This is a genomic window from Neptunitalea lumnitzerae (assembly GCF_027924185.1).
GTDB classification, from domain to species: Bacteria; Bacteroidota; Bacteroidia; order Flavobacteriales; family Flavobacteriaceae; genus Neptunitalea; species Neptunitalea lumnitzerae.
Map to the genome: position 1 here is coordinate 196,387 of NZ_BRVO01000001.1, position 17,775 is coordinate 214,161.

17 protein-coding genes are annotated in these 17,775 nt (G+C 32.1%); 13 read left to right on the forward strand and 4 right to left on the reverse strand.

Annotated elements, in window-relative coordinates; genetic code table 11:
• Nucleotides 1–252: 252 nt before the first annotated feature.
• Complete coding sequence (locus tag Y10_RS00815; protein ID WP_281763457.1) at nucleotides 253–456, reverse strand: hypothetical protein; 204 nt, start codon at nucleotides 454–456, stop codon at nucleotides 253–255.
• Between the two features lie 225 nt (nucleotides 457–681).
• Here Y10_RS00815 and lspA point away from each other — a divergent pair, with 225 nt between their 5' ends.
• The 5 genes from lspA to Y10_RS00840 are packed head-to-tail and all read left to right on the forward strand — an operon-like array spanning nucleotide 682 to nucleotide 3,503.
• Nucleotides 682–1,185, forward strand: a complete 504-nt coding sequence (gene lspA / locus Y10_RS00820) for a signal peptidase II (RefSeq protein ID WP_281763458.1) — start codon at nucleotides 682–684, stop codon at nucleotides 1,183–1,185.
• A gap of 60 nt (nucleotides 1,186–1,245) precedes the next feature.
• Nucleotides 1,246–1,650, forward strand: a complete 405-nt coding sequence (locus Y10_RS00825) for a hypothetical protein (RefSeq protein WP_281763459.1) — start codon at nucleotides 1,246–1,248, stop codon at nucleotides 1,648–1,650.
• Nucleotides 1,650–2,303 carry a hypothetical protein gene (locus Y10_RS00830; protein WP_281763460.1) on the forward strand — a complete coding sequence of 218 codons (654 nt, stop codon included), beginning with the start codon at nucleotides 1,650–1,652 and terminating at the stop codon, nucleotides 2,301–2,303. Before Y10_RS00825 ends, Y10_RS00830 begins: the two co-directional genes overlap by 1 nt.
• A gap of 59 nt (nucleotides 2,304–2,362) precedes the next feature.
• Entirely contained in the window at nucleotides 2,363–2,896 is a 534-nt protein-coding gene (locus Y10_RS00835) for a hypothetical protein (protein ID WP_281763461.1), read from the forward strand.
• Between the two features lie 55 nt (nucleotides 2,897–2,951).
• The gene (locus Y10_RS00840; protein ID WP_281763462.1) at nucleotides 2,952–3,503 is read left to right on the forward strand and encodes a hypothetical protein; all 552 of its coding nucleotides are present in this window, start codon (nucleotides 2,952–2,954) and stop codon (nucleotides 3,501–3,503) included.
• 214 nt (nucleotides 3,504–3,717) lie between these two features.
• Here the strand turns inward: Y10_RS00840 and Y10_RS00845 are convergent, their stop codons facing one another.
• On the reverse strand, nucleotides 3,718–4,584 hold the full coding sequence (locus Y10_RS00845; protein ID WP_281763463.1) for a pseudouridine synthase: 867 nt from the start codon (nucleotides 4,582–4,584) through the stop codon (nucleotides 3,718–3,720).
• An 877-nt stretch (nucleotides 4,585–5,461) separates the two neighbouring features.
• Between Y10_RS00845 and Y10_RS00850 the strand changes: the two genes are divergently transcribed.
• The 3 genes from Y10_RS00850 to Y10_RS00860 all read left to right on the forward strand — a co-directional run bounded on the left by Y10_RS00850 (nucleotide 5,462) and on the right by Y10_RS00860 (nucleotide 10,213).
• Complete coding sequence (locus Y10_RS00850; protein WP_281763464.1) at nucleotides 5,462–7,384, forward strand: transglutaminase-like domain-containing protein; 1,923 nt, start codon at nucleotides 5,462–5,464, stop codon at nucleotides 7,382–7,384.
• A 12-nt stretch (nucleotides 7,385–7,396) separates the two neighbouring features.
• Nucleotides 7,397–9,565, forward strand: coding sequence for a DUF3857 domain-containing protein (locus tag Y10_RS00855; protein ID WP_281763465.1), 2,169 nt, complete (start codon nucleotides 7,397–7,399; stop codon nucleotides 9,563–9,565).
• 150 nt (nucleotides 9,566–9,715) lie between these two features.
• A complete protein-coding gene (locus Y10_RS00860; protein ID WP_281763466.1) occupies nucleotides 9,716–10,213 on the forward strand; it encodes a hypothetical protein in 498 nt (165 codons plus the stop codon).
• Between the two features lie 50 nt (nucleotides 10,214–10,263).
• On the opposite strand, the gene Y10_RS00865 is transcribed toward Y10_RS00860, so the two are convergent.
• A complete protein-coding gene (locus tag Y10_RS00865; RefSeq protein ID WP_281763467.1) occupies nucleotides 10,264–11,325 on the reverse strand; it encodes an LptM family lipoprotein in 1,062 nt (353 codons plus the stop codon).
• Nucleotides 11,326–11,381: 56 nt separating this feature from the next.
• Nucleotides 11,382–11,957 (reverse strand): hypothetical protein, encoded by a 576-nt coding sequence (locus tag Y10_RS00870; RefSeq protein WP_281763468.1) that lies wholly within the window; start codon nucleotides 11,955–11,957, stop codon nucleotides 11,382–11,384.
• Between the two features lie 329 nt (nucleotides 11,958–12,286).
• On the opposite strand from Y10_RS00870, the gene Y10_RS00875 reads away from it, so the two are divergent.
• The 5 genes from Y10_RS00875 (at nucleotide 12,287) to Y10_RS00895 (ending at nucleotide 17,744) form a co-directional block, all read left to right on the forward strand.
• Nucleotides 12,287–14,038: a hypothetical protein gene (locus Y10_RS00875; RefSeq protein WP_281763469.1), complete on the forward strand. Its 1,752-nt coding sequence runs from the start codon at nucleotides 12,287–12,289 to the stop codon at nucleotides 14,036–14,038.
• A 106-nt stretch (nucleotides 14,039–14,144) separates the two neighbouring features.
• Nucleotides 14,145–14,762: a hypothetical protein gene (locus Y10_RS00880; RefSeq protein WP_281763470.1), complete on the forward strand. Its 618-nt coding sequence runs from the start codon at nucleotides 14,145–14,147 to the stop codon at nucleotides 14,760–14,762.
• Nucleotides 14,763–15,292: 530 nt separating this feature from the next.
• Nucleotides 15,293–15,712, forward strand: coding sequence for a hypothetical protein (locus tag Y10_RS00885; RefSeq protein ID WP_281763471.1), 420 nt, complete (start codon nucleotides 15,293–15,295; stop codon nucleotides 15,710–15,712).
• A gap of 164 nt (nucleotides 15,713–15,876) precedes the next feature.
• Nucleotides 15,877–17,340, forward strand: a complete 1,464-nt coding sequence (locus tag Y10_RS00890; protein WP_281763472.1) for a sensor histidine kinase — start codon at nucleotides 15,877–15,879, stop codon at nucleotides 17,338–17,340.
• Nucleotides 17,337–17,744 carry a response regulator gene (locus Y10_RS00895; RefSeq protein ID WP_281763473.1) on the forward strand — a complete coding sequence of 136 codons (408 nt, stop codon included), beginning with the start codon at nucleotides 17,337–17,339 and terminating at the stop codon, nucleotides 17,742–17,744. Before Y10_RS00890 ends, Y10_RS00895 begins: the two co-directional genes overlap by 4 nt.
• The last annotated feature ends 31 nt before the right edge of the window (nucleotides 17,745–17,775 follow it).

Genomic DNA, 17,775 nt, shown 5'->3' on the forward strand with positions numbered 1-17,775 from the left:
AACATAAATAACACCGAATCAAAAATGCTAATATCCCTTCACTAATTATGAACTTCAATCTTACAAAAGTTTCAATATGTTTTTAAGAAAGGCAAAAGATAAATTTAATAGCAATTTTTAATAACTCTTTTACAATTATTGAGTTTTAGAACTTCATGTGTTTTAATGAAGTACCTTACTTACTAAAAAAAGCTCCCTCACGGGAGCTTTCTTTTCATAGCAGCTTTTTTATAATTCTAAAAAATGTTTTATTTAATTTCTGTTTTCAGCTTGTACTACATCGGTATCTTTTCTATATTTTAGTAGAGATATTCCTGAAATAAAAAAGATAAAACCAAGTATACTTAAGGCCCAAGGACTCACCCACAAACTCATACTACCAAAAATACCCATGATGCCCATTACTAAACTTATTGCACCTCCTATGGCCATTATTATTCCAAATATTTTAATCATAACTTTTAGTTTTTCTGGTTTGTTTACCAAATATATAAATCTAAAAAACACATTTTCAACAAATTAACACCACATTACCAATCATTAGCATAATTTTATTAGTTTCCCACAAAAAACCTTTCCTCTTTAACAATTTATTGCAACTAACGTAATAATTAAGCGGATTTAACTTATTTTCGTAACCAAAACCCTATTGTGCTTATCTATAGCACGTGATAAACTAATATGAAAAGAGCAGTATACTTAAAATTATTTGTTGGCTTAGCACTTGTACTAGCTAATGTAAGTTGTGACCAATTAACAAAAAAAGAAGTTAGAAGAAGTATTGATAGTCATGAGTATATTGAAGTTATAAGCACCAATTTTATACTCACTAAAGTAGAAAATACAGGAGCAGCACTAAGTTTTGGTCAAAACTTCGCACCTTTTGTTAAGCTCATTATATTTCAAATACTTCCTATTTTAGTTTTGATTTATATGTTTTACTATGCCATTCATAAAACCGATACCAACTTAAAATTTATAGCCATTACATTTATTGTAGGTGGTGGTATAGGCAATATTATAGATCGTATTAGGTATGATTCGGTAACCGATTTTATGTATATGGAATTAGGACCTTTGCACACAGGTGTATTTAATATGGCAGATGTATCTGTTACCTTAGGAGGATTATTGCTTTTATCGCAATGGATTTTTAGACCAAAACATGAATTAGCGCAATCATAATATAATAAGGCATACGCAACCTATTTTTAGAATTTGTATCTACTTAAAAAGTAACATTTAATGAAAAAAATAACCACCCTACTTTTAATAATACTTGTATTTATAAGCTGCTCAAATGATGGTGAAGATACCCTTCTACTAGACTCTAGTTCGCTTGTAGGCACTTATGAGTGGATAGTAACCCAAGGTGGTTCGGGCTATATATATAACACTCCAGATAATTCTAATTCTACAGGTAGCTTAACCATTACTAGTAATACTGTTACATTTATTTTTAACGGTGAAGTTACCATACAAGGTAATTACCATTTAGAAGTTAAAAATTCTGATTTATTAAACGAAGCTATGAGTGCTATGGTACTAGATAATGGCACCTATTATTTAATAGATTATGATGAAAATAGTATTATACTTATAGAAGATGTACCTAACGGTTTTTCTTATGGATACGTGAAGCTATTATAATGAGATACCGAAAAATAAGAGGACATAGAAAAAAATGGAAACGTATAGATGACTGGGTAGAAAGCAATAAAGACCTAGATATAAATTACCTCAAAACTGTTCAACGTTCATATTGCAAAATATGGGTAGCTCCTTGGTACAGTATTCCCATTACCAACAGTGCTGTGCCACAACCTAACGGAGTAACAAAGGCTAAAATGCTAGAAGGCCTACTTACTATACACGACAGCTGGAAGCAAACACTTAATGAATTAGGCCAACCGTATTACTTAAAAATATGGTTATACGAACCAAGATTTTTCCTATCACAAGTAGTTTGTTCCATTGGCGATATGCAACATTTTTACAACCAAACCTTTTATAAACCTACCATAAATAAAGCATTTCCATTAGTAAATTACGGAAAGTTAGCTGATACCTTAGCTAATTTCGACTGGGAACATTGCTGGGATGAAGATTTCTTAACAGACAGTGACTTAGGTAGCCAAGATAGTTGGGGAATGACTACAGAAGAGTTTGCATCTCACAAATCATGGTTTACAAGTGAATTAAAAAAAACACATAGATTAACTCGCATTAATACGGCATATAACAATCAAATTAATTCATATGCCTTTAAAAAAGGGGATGTTTATATAGGCGGCATTCCTTAACACCTTTATAACTATTTGCCATTTAATTATTTAGTACCTTGGTAAGCAAACATTACCACATGGAAGCTTTAAACAACCAATACAATACCCTTAACAGGCTTACTACCAACAAGCTGATAGATGTGGTTAAAAATTACCATCAGTACGGGTACACAGAAGAATTAAGAGAACTAGCTCTCAATATATTAGAAGATAGAGGTATTACTAAAATAGATTTGCAATTAACTGGCAACTTAGAAAACAGAACTTACCAAAAAGCCAACGAGCAGTATCAAGCTTATAGAAAAAACTCTAAAGTTGCTTTTGTTAGCTATATATTGGTATTTGCATTTAAAATTATAACCCGTTTTTCTTATTCAATATCCGACAGTTTGGTGTCCTTATTTCTAGTACTTACTATATTTTTTCTAGCATTGTATTTTATTTATATAATTCTGTCATTTATAAATCAACGACAATTTTTTAAAATATTAGGAGATAGCTATGGTCCTGAAGGAGCTTTGGTCTATCTACTCATTGGAATGCCTTTTTACTTTTTTATGTATTTTTACTTTCGTAAACAAATGAAAGAGAAGATCAAAGAAATAAGATAGACAATTTTAAGCTCTACGCTTCTATTTCAGTAAAAACTATTCCTATTAAAATATTATGAAAAAACTAATCATTTTTTTTACGATTCTAACTGCTATTTCATGTTCTAAAACTACTGGTGAAGAAGTACAAACTATTACCATTAAAGACAAATATTCATTAACCATTCCTAAGTTTTTAAAGGAAAGTTTTATGCTCAATCAAGATGCTTCATTGTCTTATGAAAATCAGTTTAAAGAATTATATGTTATTGTTTTAGACGAAGACAAGCAGGAACTAAAAGACCTTTTAGAACAAAACAATGCATTAGAGTTATACCCTGAAGATTTAGAAGCCTACCATGAGCTTTGCTCTGTAACATTTAAAGATGCCTTGGCAGAATATAAAGAAATAGCCATTTCAACTACAGAAGTAAACAATTTACCAGCTATCATTCAGTCATTTTCAGCTACTGAAGAAGGCAATGAAATCTATTATTATTTGGGCACTTATGAGAGTAAAAACACCTATTACCAAGTTCTTACCTGGACATTACTAAGCAGTAAAGAAAAACACAAAGCACAAATGGAGGCCATGTTAATGTCTTTAAAAGACCTGCAGAAAATATAGGTAGAAATTCCTTAGCAAATAAAGGAAGCATTATACTATGTAAGGTATAACCCTAGTAACTAAATAGGGGTTTTACTATTTACATTTCTAAGACTTTATGCAACTTGTAAAAGAATAATTAAATCATAATTAAGTGAACAACTCTTTAATAGAGTTTTACAAGTGTTTAAGTGAAGCAAATAAAAACCCCTGATACATATCAGGGGTTTTTCTATTATTTTAAATTCTTAAGATTTATAACTTCTTGCTTAGTTAAGAAGCGCCAATGTCCTCTAGGTAAATCTTTCTTGGTAAGGTTAGCAAACAGTACTCGGTCTAACATTACAACTTCATACCCTAGATGAGCAAAAATTCGTCTAATAATACGGTTTCGTCCGCTATGTATACGTACACCAACTTCACGTTTACCTGCATTATCTATATAACTAATTTCATCAACCTCAATTGGCCCATCGTCTAAAGTAAGTCCGTTTCTAATTTTATTCATATCTGCCATGGTTAAATTTTTATCTAACCCCACATGATATAATTTAGACACCCCTGATGCTGGGTGCGTTAATTTCTTAGCCAAATCGCCATCATTTGTTAATAGCAACAACCCAGTTGTAGGTCTATCCAATCTACCCACTGGTACAATACGAGATCTGGTTGCATTTGCAACCAAGTCCATAACTGTTTTTCTACCCTTCTCATCTGCAGTGGTAGTAATAAACCCTTTTGGTTTGTTAAGCAACACATATTCTATAGGCTCTGCCACAATACGTTTACCATCAAACCTTACCTCATCGGTTGGTTGTACTTTATACCCCATCTCCGTTACCAATTTACCATTAACGGTAACGTTTCCGGCTGCTATAAGTACATCTGCCTCTCTACGGCTGCAAATACCCGCATTAGCAATAAATTTATTTAAACGAATTCCGTCACTATCTTTCTTAGGCGTTTGCTTGGGTGCTCCTTTTGGTCTTGTGCGATCCCAACTTTTTTTCATTGGTGCATTTCCCCTAGCAAAGCTCTTTTTCTTGGCTCCTCCACCCTGTCTGCCAGACTTATTTCCTGACGACTTATCATTTCTACTCATATATTCTATTTTGTGCAAAGATACATAGAAGTTATACTCAATAGTGACCTATTAGCTAAAAATACGACAACACACCTTTTTAACCAGATTTTTTGATAACAAATACTGTTGAAAAACCCAATAACTACCATACTTTTTTATAAACACAAAAAAAATATTTTTTTTAACGCAACCATTTTAAACATATACCATCTTATAATAAACTCATGTACTTTTTAAGTACAAAAGTTCATTAAATTAATTTTTGTTTCCGCTTAAGCTAATGCTGAACATTTGTGATAGAGGAAATATATGAGTTTATAAAAGCAGTTTGCAAATACAGCTGTGTTACAAATAATATAAATTATAAGTGCACCTTAAAAACAATTACCTAGGGTTGTGGGGACAATAAGGGTTTATGGTATAAAGGCGCAAAAACTATGGTTTATATTTAATTTGTGCACAGCTTTTTTTTCTTTTAAACTGTAAGCAAAATATACCATTTTACACCTCATTTTGTTTTAAATATAACGAAGTTGTATATAATAAAATTTTTTAATTTTATACTGCTATATTTGTAGAAGAGTAGAGACATTAAGACTGCTTTGCTAGTTTTAATGCATTTTTTTAAATAAGGTAGTTTTTTTCATGCTGCGTAGGAACTGTACCGTATAAAGCTTCTTGTTAACTGTATTTACACAAGAGGTAATTTTTCAATTTATCATCCAACATGAACTGCGCAGCTTTTACCCTACTTACATAAAAAACATAAAATTCTTCCATTTTACTTTACATATTCACACCTAAGGAATATTAATTATCAATATTTTATAAAATATGGTGCAACAATTATCGTTTTTCATAGAAAATATTATTTTTGTTGAAAACCTACCACACAATGAATAAAACACTTATATTTTTATCAATTTTTTCGCTCTTTTACATTCAAACTAACGCACAAAAAAAATTAAAGATAAAAGAAGAACAGATTGTAGAGGCTAACGATTTAAAAGCAAAGTTCCCCGATGATGATCTTGCTATTAATTATTACGAAAACCATGTTACCTTTGACTTTGACAATTCCAATAATTTAGTAACTGTAAAAAATGATGTACAGTACTCTATACTAAATATTGGTACTAGAGCAGATATTCCTATCTACGAATTTTACGATGGTAAATCAGAAATCACTAAACTAACTGCCACCCGATCTAACCGCAAAAACAACTTCTTTTTAAACGTAAATGACCAAGCTTATAGTAGTAATGGCATTTTTCATAACGATGTTAGGGTAAAACTTTTTAGTATAGATTTTCCTATGTTTGGTTCTAAATATAACATTGAAATTACCAAAGAGTTTAAAGATATTAAGTACTTCACTACTTTACCTTTTTCTGACCAATACCCTGTTGCCAACCGAAAAATTGTAATTGAAGTTCCGTCTTGGCTTTCTATTGAGTTTAAAGAAGTAAACTTTGGTGACTATGGTATTGAAAAAACAGTTACTGAAGAAGGTGACAATACCATATATACTTTCATTGCTAAAAATTTACCATCTCAATACAAAGAGAATCGCATGCCAGGCTTTAGTTATGTATATCCGCATTTATTGGTATTGGCAAAATCACATACTAAAAAGGGTACTAAAGAGCAGTTATTTGAGTCTACTGCAGACCAATATGCTTGGTACAAATCTTTAACAGAGGAATTGGCAAACAACCATACCGATTTTAAAGACAAAGTTGCAGAACTTACCAAAGATGCTCAAAACGATGAGGAAAAAATTAAAAACATTTTTTATTGGGTTCAAGACAATATTAGGTACATAGCTTTTGAAGATGGTATTGCAGGCTTTAAACCAGACGAAGCGGCTAATGTATATAATAACCGTTACGGAGATTGTAAAGGAATGGCTAACCTAACCAAAAACATGCTTACAGAAGCTGGGTATGATGCTCGTTTATGCTGGATAGGAACCAACCATATTGCCTATGATTATAGCACTCCAAACCTAGCGGTAGATAACCATATGATTTGTGCGGTTAACTTAAATGGTAAGTTTATCTTTTTAGATGGTACAGAAGATTACAATGCCTTTGGAGAATATGCAAACCGTATACAAAACAGACAGGTTTTAATTGAAAATGGTGATTCTTATATCTTAGAAAGAATTCCTGTAACTAACTCAATTCAAAACCAAGTTACTACAAACATGGAGCTAGCCTTAGAAGGTGAAACCCTAAAAGGAAAAGTACACCGTGTAATGAAAGGAGAAAGCCGTACGAGCTTACTTCAATTTTATCATACGCTGGAAAATACCGATAAAGAAGATTTTTTAAAAAGCTATTTATCTTACCAAGACAATGATAATGTAAAGGTTATAAACCCTACTACTTCAGATTTTACAGATAGAGATGCTGAAATAACTATGGATTATGATGTTACATTGCAAAATTACACCATGGCTTACGGTAATGAAATGTACATTGGTTTAGAATTTGCAAACCCTTATGAATCTATGGATTTTTCTGAAAGAAAAACAGACTATTGTTTTTACTATAAAAAAGAAATTGATGATGCTGTGGTGTTTACTATACCCGAAGGTTATAAGGCTACTTACCTACCTAGTGATTTAACTGTAGACACACCCGAATTCTCGGCATCCCTTACCTATAAGCAAGAAGGAAACACAATTTTCTACAACAAAAAATTCAACTTCAAGAAAGATAAAATAACAAAAGACCATTTTACTGAATGGAATGACTTTCATAAAAAGCTAACTACTTTCTATCAAGAACAAATAACCTTAACTAAAATATAAATAAACATACTCATGAAATTAAAACATTTACTAGTACTGGCATGGCTTATGCCCTGTGTACTAATGGCTCAGAAAACACCTGAAAAAGTGAAGCAAGAAGCTAAAGACTACTTTTGGGGAGCAAATGATGCTTATAAAGATGTGGTAGATATTCCTGAAAAATGGAACAATGAATCTGCCGTTATTCTTTATAAGAATCAGAATTACGACTACCACAAATATGCTAAGAATGTAACATTTACTACCTCTATAAGAAAGCGTATTAAACTATTAGATGCAGCAGCAGTAGAAAATTATTCAGAGTTTTCATATAACAAATTCTTTAGATCTTCTAAAGGTAAACGTTCTAAAAAGAGCTACCGTGTAGTGGCCGTTAAAATAATTAAACCAGACGGAACTGTAGAATTTATTGATGTAGATGAAGAAGCAATTAAACAAGACGACAAATACAAAGTAGCTATACGTAACTTAGAAATAGGGGATGTTTTAGATTTTTATGTATACGTAGTAGAATCATTTGTTTCTAAAGAGGCTGTGAAATTTACCCCAGAAGAAGAAACCTTAGCCGATGACTACCCTGTTGTAGATTATAAACTAACACTAAAAACAGAGAACGACTTCTTTATTACATTCAAGAACTTTAATGGCGCACCAGAACTAAAACAAATACCTAACAACGAACGTAACTTACGTGAGTACGAGCTAGTGGCGCACGATATTCCTAAGTTTGAATCTGAACGCTATATTTTTCCGTTAGTACAAATGCCAACCTATAAATTTCAGGCTGTTTTTGCTCGTAGCGGTAAATTTGAAGACCGAACCTATGCTTTTTTACCAGAAGACGAAAAAGTTATTAAAAGCACTGTTAGCAAGCAAGAAGTAATTAACCTTTATGATGACTGGTTAGATGTTGGCAAATGGAAATATGACAGGTATAAGAATCTATTTTTTGAAAACAAAGCAGATCAAGTAGTAGACTTATATTACTTCATGAGACATCACTACCTTACCAATAATATAATGGCATTTTATGCCTACGATAAACAATTGGTAGAAGTAGAAAAACTAATGAGTAAGTGGACTCCAACAATGATTAATAACGACCGCCATTTTATTAATATGTTCGCCTCTAACTTAGAGAAAATGGATATTGGTTATGATATTATTGTAGCTAAAAAGCGTTATGATGGAGATATAAAAGAGCTATTGTTTACAGAAAATGTAAACTTAATTATTAAAACACATACAACACCAACTTTATACTTCACCAATCCTGAACTAAATTCTGATGCCGGACAAATTTCTCCGCTTTTAGAGGGTACAGAGGTATACTTTTTAAAATTTGACAACAAGCGTTTAAAAGATATTGAATTACAAACCCTACCAGTATCTACTGCAGAAGATAATGTAACAGATTATACTATTGAAGCTTCTTTAACTGACGATTTTAAAGGACTTCAACTTAAAACAAAACGTAGTGCAATTGGACATAGAAAATCTAGTTGGCAATCATATTACTTTATTTACCCAGATTATGTTTATGAGGATTATGAGTATTTTAAATCTACTCCGTTTATTGAATTCTTTAGTTCTAAAAAAAGACAACAGCGTTTAAGAGATGCGTTTGATGCTATTGAAGCCGACCATAAAGACAAACAGAAAAAATGGTTTGAAGCGGGTGCTAAAGAATTTTATGAACTAGAAGATGAACTTACTAATTATGAGTATAAAATAGATAGTACCGGACGCTACGGATTAAAAGACCCTATGGTGTATTCCGAAAGTTTTGACATCAATAACAAGTTTGTTAAAAAAGCAGGACCAAACCTAATTGTTGAAATTGGAAAATTAATGGGTAACCAAATACTTATTAAAGAAGAAGATCAAGAGCGTACCTTAGATGTATATCAACAATATGCTAAAAAATTAATTACTGAAGTTCGCTTTACAGTTCCAGAAGGTTATGTAGCCAAACCAGTTGACAACTTAAATAAATCTTTTGAAAACGAAGCTGGTTCTTTTACATGCGAAGCTAAAATAGAAGGCAACCAAGTAATAATGACAGTAACCGAGATACACGCTCATAATTTTGAAAAAGCAGAAGACTGGCCAAAATTAGTAGCAATCTTAAATGCTGCTAATGAAGCGTCTAACAACAAAGTATTACTATCTAAAAAGTAATTTATACGTTGGCACACCTATAGAATATGATATTTAAATCAATATTATCAAATAATAGCCGCTTAGTAGCGGCTATTATTTTTACCAGCTATTTCGGTAGCAACTCTAAAAATACTTACTTATATTGCCGCAAATTACGAAAGGATTATTATGGTAGCTTTTACCTCTAAAATTGAATTTAAAGATTACATAAAACTAATTTTTAAGATTTTGTATCGTAAAACTTCTATGCGACTTATAACCTTAGGAGGTATTGGTACTTTTATCTATGCTCTTATTAATTATTTAGGACTAGTACAACCAGAAGACCCTGCAGCAACGCGGTTTTTATTTATTGGTATAGCCATAGTAGTGGTAATGCCCGCTTTTTTATATTACAACCATCGTAAAGGGTTTTACAAACGCAATGGACTGCACCAAACAATTTCCTTTGAGTTTGACGAGGTTAGTGTTAAATCGGCTTCTGAAGTAAGTAGTTTCGAAGAAAATTACGATCCATCCTATATTGTAGAAGAATTTGATAATTGGTTTGTAATTTTTAGAGAAAAAACTGCTTTATACATCATACCTAAAGAGGCTCTAGGCAATCAATTACCAGCTTTTAGAACCCTTATGGAAGATAGTGGTATGTACCTAAAATTACAGTAACCAACTTCAAGAAAAGTACACCAAACAGGTAATCTCATAATCAAAGATTATTATTTAGTATAAGTAGTCTCAAATACATATAAGGCATCTCCTGTACCCGGTTGCATATCTTCCTCTTGTAAGCTTTTTACAATTGTTTTTATGTTTACTATATCCTTTGCTGTGTTTAAGGGCTCATCATATTTGTTTACAACAAAACCACCTAATTCTTGTTGCGTATACAAGACAATATTGTGCATGGCATTATATATTTCTAAAGGCGCCATAGAGCGAGGAATACTAAAACCAAAAACAAGTTCTGTTACTGCCCCCTTATTATCTATAGATTGTTCCGGTGTCCAAACCGTCATATAATTAGTATCTGCATTTTCAAAATCAGTATTCCTCCAAAAAAACTGATGAGCATTAAAACCCTTAACCAATCCTAAAGATTCCATTGTACGCCTTACATCGGTGTCACTAAAACCACCATCCGCTTTTAATTTTATAACAGCCCACTGCTGATTTTTAGCTACAAACCAAGCTATCTTATGCGATACATCTACGGCTTGAGTTACTGTATAATTATACTTTTTGTGCTTAAAACTTAGCTTACTCAAATTTGCCTCTATAAACAATTTATAAGCTTCTAAAATGGCTTGCGTATACCCTTCAGGCTGCAACGGTGAATACAACTTATGCGCTATAGCCACTTTACCATATAACTCATCTGTTTTCTTAACCTGGTATGTCTTCCAACGTGTATCCCCAATGTAAGTTATGTATACGTTAGAATCATTCGCTAACAATCGCGTCATAGCATTAACCTGAGCCACTGTAAAAGGTTTATCTTCCAAAGCTTCAATAGTTACAATCCAATCATACTTAGAATTAGGTAACTCTAAAGGCATCTGTAAACCTATGCTCGAGGCAATACCAGTGAAATTCAAAAAACTATCTGCTGTAACCATGGAAGTATAAGAGAGGGAATTTCCCTTATTAAGTTCACTGCTAAATTGTTGTTTTTGATTGTTTGATGTAGAAGGAGCTGGTAATTGAATACTACCACAACCACTTAATAAACTAAGTATACCAACCAACACAAAAAAACTTAAAAACTTTGTAACCTTCATTTCTTTAATCACTATGGTACCCTAACCCTATTTATTAATCGCTGTTTGCCTTTTGTTCAAAGTGGCATCAACCGTTTCATCCAGTTTTTCTTCACCATTTTTTGACCGGGATGAGTAACCTCATTTTCATGCATTTCTAACAACTCTTGATCATGCATACATAACGGCGTTACCACCACATCCCGTTTCTGAGCACGTAAACACAAAGCTAACATATTCCGCTCATTATTTTCTTCTCCCCAAATACCGTTCCAGACTATTTCAAAAATATCTTTCTCAACCTTTTTAAAGCTAATGGTACTATGCCCTATTGGTTCACCATCTAAAATACTAAGCATGGTAAAAGTTTCATGGTTTGTCCATCCATGTTTAATTGTAACAACTTGCCCATCTAACTCCTTCAAAGTTGCATAATTAACTGGGTAATTAGTTAACATCACTTCTACTAATTGCTCCACACTACTGTTTATATCATTACCTGTATCTTGTAGTTGTAAGCCAGTGAAATAAATTTTTAAAACCGTAAGGTCTTCAGAAATTTTATGCAAGGCTATTTGCCCAAGCTCCTTAAAAGAATACTGAATTTCAGGATACTTCTCTGAAAAAAAAATGGTTAGTTGTTGCGCTGCCATTATAGAAGATTTAAAGGTTTAAGTATTCCTCTAAAATACTTAAATCAGAACTCTATACATACGTTTTAACCATTATATTATTAACAGTACTACACTATAAATCAACAAATAACAGCCTTCATTTCTCAATTAAAACTTACTGTAAGTATTACTTTAAATAATAGTTATAATTAAGAATACCCCTAGAAAGCATCGTCAAAAATGCAAAAATGTTAATTCTTCCGTATTGATAATCAGTAAATTTTGACAATCAACTTTTATTTGTATTTTTCAGGGCCCAAATGAATACACTATTATTACAAAATTACAGTTGTTAACTGATTCATATTATGAAGAATAACTTGCTATTTTCCCTACTATGTTGTTTACTTACATTTTATCTACAAGCCCAAAAAGGCTTTCTAACTTCTACAGAATTAGAGAGTTGGCCTCCAAAAGAACATAGAATAGAAGTTCCGGAAAATCATAACAGAGTTTCTTCATACCTATTCCTACTTAACAAGAACAAGTACTTAGAGCTTTTTAATATGGTTAACTTTAACCGTAAGTTGGCTAAAAAGGCAGGATTAAGTAAAGACGACCAATTACAATACTTATACATGGAAGTAGATTTTGCACTACCAGAAAGTGATAGTATTAGTGTACCTCTATTTTTATTTGACGTTAAAAACCCAGCAAGTGTAAAGAAATTTGAAAACTACGATGGGAAGTTATTAGACAATATAAACACCAATAATATGCGTGCCAACCTAAACGGTAAGTTTAAGGTTAAAGCCATGCTTAGCAGAGAGTCTAGCGGATTTTGGAAAGAGTTAGTTACCATTACCACAGATATAGCAAAATCGGCATCGCAATTAATGTTAGGGAATCCTTTTGGTGCTTCTGAATTGCTAACCTGTTTCCAAGGCCGAGTAAGCAGCGGTTTAGATGAATTAGGAACACTTTCTGATGCTGACAAAAATAAGGGCACCAATGGCAATACCATTACCCAAGAGCATAGTTTTTTAATAAACCTGATAGAATATAACAAAGACCCTGACTATAGAGAGGTAGTAACTGGGGTACGCTTATACCGCGTACATTGGTCTTTTGACCATAACCGAGGTAAGTCTAAATTTTTTAAAGGAATTGACAATAAAGATTTCCCTGGTCCGGAGAGTTTTCAAAATGCTGTTAAAAACCATACTTATCCTATGATTTTGGTTGTGGAAACTCGTTTTATGCCTAAAATTAATTCTGAAGAACCTGCGTTTACCGATGCTTATCAAACTAAAATTGCGGAGGAATATTTGACCTTTTCTGAAGGAGAACAACCAATGTTTAAGCATTATGTAAGAAATTTTGCAAACGCTTATAACATTCAAAAAAACTTAGATAATTACCTTAAAAATATACACTCTACTAATGAAAGCTTAAAAGCTTCTTTATTAATAGAAACTATCGAAGAAAGCTATTTATACAAGCAAAATGTAGCGGAAGAGCATAAGCGTTACAATTATATTTCTGAAGAAGAAAATAAAGATGATCGATACGCACTTGTAGCCAACCGATACAATGAAATAGATAGACAACTGAACAATTTCTATGAAGAAAACAAGTACATTGACAACCTTGCTAAAAGCCATCAACTACTAACTGCCTTATTAAACCCTTTAGAAGGTAAAGAAACTAGTAGCGAAGCCCTATACAACCAAATAAGCACCCTAAAATATTTTGATGAAATATTAGCTAGCGTAACCCAAGAAAGCTACGAAAACAAAAAGAGTTATATACGCTACAGGGCACTTCTAAAAACCTATGAGGCTGCTTTATTTGAAAAACTTACAGGAGCTCCGGAAGCTGAAAAAGAATTGGCTTTTTACCAAGAAGTTATGGAAAACTATGCACAATGTGATTTATGCGTAGCAGAATGCCAAAAACAAATAACAGCTATGGAAGAGGCAGCGGCAGCTAAAGCCGAAGCTGAAAAAATTGCAGCTGAAAAAGCAGCACAAGAAGAGGCTATTAAAAAAGAGGAAACACCTGAAACTATAGAAGTTTCTGCAGAACCAGAAGTTATAGAAACTACAGAAAAGCCTTAAAACATATCACAAATTGGTTTAGAATTGTAGGAGTTTTTTTTATAACTTTAACGGAGTTTGAAAATTTCAATTGAAAAAAACTGAATTTTAGCCCTTTAAAACTGTCATGAAAAACAGTAAATTTAATATCACCCAACACATTAAATCGCTATATAGTAGTAAGTACACAACTACGCCTATACCTGCTCCTTTAGCATTACATGGTGATATTAAAAAACTATCTCCGCAAGAGCTAAAAGAACTATTAGAGTTTGCCAAATTAGAAGAGACTAATTTAAAACCTAAAGTAACCATGCTCTTGGCAATGATGTTTATGGTTGGGGTTATTATTTTTGTTTCGCAGATTACAGGCATTGATGAGATGCACCAAAAAAACACCACCCGAAATACTTATAAACAACATATTACACATAAAGAGAATGAACTGATTGCCCTTTACCGCAAAAAGAAGATATTCAATCAGCATTTAGAAAAGGGAGATAAAATGGCCAATAAAAAACAGCTACACAACGCCTTGGTAGAATACACATTGGCTAAAGTTATTTTTCCGAACGCATACAAGGTTAACTACCGTATTGCTAGAACTTATGTGAAAATGTGTAAAAATAATAAAAGAAACTGCGAAGAAGCCACCAACCAAGTTAACCAACTTTTAAAAAACTATGCTAATAAGGCAGAAGTAGTTGCGCTAAAAACAACTTTAGAAACTTACACTAATAAATAATATTAGAATTTTTAAGCGTTTATAGAATACGCTATTCCCTAAAGAATAACAAAAACTTTTACAATTTAGAAAAGGCTCTCTTAACAAGTAATCAGATTCATTATACCGTAAAAATGTAAACTACAGTACCCACAAATTAAAATTTAAAAATCCGCCGTGGGGCAATGCCGGCGGATTTAAGAAAAACAAAGTTCAAAAACTAATTCATGTAAATTAAGTAATCTACTTAAAACAAGCCCTATAAGCCTTGTAAATGAATTATTTTTAAATTAAAAAACAAGGAAAAAACCTTCTAAGAGCTTATTCAAAAATTACTCTTTTTATGCATTTTGATAAATTCATAAAAATCACCCAAATACTTACAAGCAATTTAAATAAAACACATAATTTTAACAGTAATTTTTTTATAAAAAAATAGCTTTTTTATTTAAACATTCTTATTTTCATCTATAGAAAAATCTTAATGTACCAAGTCGGGAACATTTTTATACGAAATATAAAATTTAGCAAATACCAATAAATACACGTCTATGAAATCTTTATCACTACTTTTAATCGCATTTGTTATTTCTTTAACCACTTTATCATGTAATACGGAGACAGATGATGATGGACAGCCTATTTCTATGCAACCAGAAATTGTTTATGATACCATTTCATACGAAGCCAATAGTTTAGATTACACCAATGAAAATAACTTAACAATTAATAGTATTTGGTATAACAATGATTTAGTGATGCCTTGGAGTGATACTGAGTCTACCACCCTTACAAATAAAGATCCATTCATTTTAAACCAACCTGAGTTTAATTTTGAATATACGCAAGATCAAAAAATTCACGTTGAAATGATGGAAAACACAAACTCAGTTGGCCGATCATTCACTATTACCTTTTTGTCACCATCATCTTACGAAATTCAAATCTATCAGAAAGGAATAGGTGAATAATCTAGTCACCTATCTCTTTTTATACTCTGAGCCTTTAATTACCGAAAGGCTCTTTTCGCTTTATCTTTAAATATCTTCCATTCATCTACGGATTCATCCTCATCGTATGAAATCACGATAAAAGAGTCAATTTTATCGTTCATTTGTATGAAAAGAGGAGGATTATGGAAGCGATTCAGAATTGTACAAAATTACAACACACCTTAGAAATAGCAGAAATAGGTCAGGCCTATTTTAATAACGAAACCAAAGTAATGTACTTTGATACTGTTTCATGTAAAATACATGAAACACTAAAAAACAGATTCTCATTTATTGATTTAATGAGAATGTACAGTACTAGTTCTGCTAAAAAATATATAGAAACAGTTAGACAAGGAGCACTCACAAAACAAAGCAGATTTGATAGTATTCTAGAAATTGTTACAGATAGTGGAGCTAAAAAATGGATTCATTTAGTAGGCGTACCTGAATATACTAAGGATATTTGTCTTGGAATTCAATTTCTTTATAAAGACGTTGACCAAGAGACCCGCGAAAAAATGAATTTAAACCTGCAGTCATACACCCTAGACAGCAGTTTTAAAAATGCTACAGAAGGTATTGCTATGGTTACCATTGGAGGAAGGTTTATAAAAGCCAACCCTGTTCTAAGTGCAATGCTAGGATATACTGAAGAAGAATTAGTAAACAAGCCTTTAATAGATTTTGTACCCACCGAAGATTTAGAAGAACTTGAAACGGTATTAGCTAAATTTTTAATGGGAACTATTTCTCAATATCAAGGAGAAAAGCAATACATTAATAGATTAGGACAAAGAATAAGAGTCAAATTAACCATTTCTATCATAAGAGATGAAGATATGATTCCGTTAATGTTTGTAATTCAATTAACCGATTTAACAGACATCTATCAAACAGAAGATAAAATAAAGAATCTTTTATACTTGGTAACAGATCAAAATCAACGACTGCTAGATTTTGCTTATATCATATCTCACAACCTGAGATCACATTCTAGCAATTTATCCATGATAATAGATTTGGTAAAGAGAGAATTTCCAAAAGATGTTAGTAACTATTATTTTCCAATGCTGAATGCCACCTCAAAGGGGTTATCGCAAACCATGGATGATTTAAACAAGGCTATTAACAGTTATTCTCATAACCAAGAAGATGTAACCGAAGTAAATATTCTTGAACATTTTAATATTGCTTTAAACAATAAATCTGAAGAAATAGCAACTATTAAAGCACAGATAGTAAACACCATACCAGATCAAGTGTCTATTATCCATATTCCTGAATATGTAATAAACATATTTGGTAATATCATAGATAATGCAATTAAGTTTAGAAACCCTGATTGTAGCTTAAAACTAGAAATTTCACATACCGAATTAGATGATTATGAAGTAATAGCTATTAAAGACAACGGTTTAGGCATGAAACAACAGGCACCTTCCAATAAACTATTTGGTATGTACAAAACGTTTCACAAAAATCTATCTGATAGAGGTATTGGCTTGTTTATTGTTAAAAATCAGCTTGAAGCTTTAAAAGGTAAATGTGTATTTGAAAGTGAAGAAGGCGTAGGTTCAACATTTAAAATATATTTCAAAAAATGATGGAAAGAGATATGAATATATGCATAGTAGAAGACTCTACCTTAACGGTATTGTTGTTGAAAAAGACGTTGGCTATCTTTAACAAAGACATTAAACTTGTTAGTTTTACAGATGCCATGAATGCCTTAAAGTGGTTTGAGAAAGATTACCTTAAACAAAAACCAGAATTCTTATTAATAGACATTAATATGCCTTTAATGAACGGTTGGGAGTTTATTGATAACTTACATAGAACACACCCCAATTTTAAAATTCCTATTTATATGCTTTCGGCAAGTTGTGACCCAGCTGATAGAGAAAAGGCAGCGGCATACCCATTGGTAAAAGGCTTTATAGCCAAACCCATAAGAATAGAAACTATTAATGCCTTATTATTGGCAGAAACCACCATTAGCAGAAATTAAGAAGTAAAATATCATTATGCTTGAGCAACCC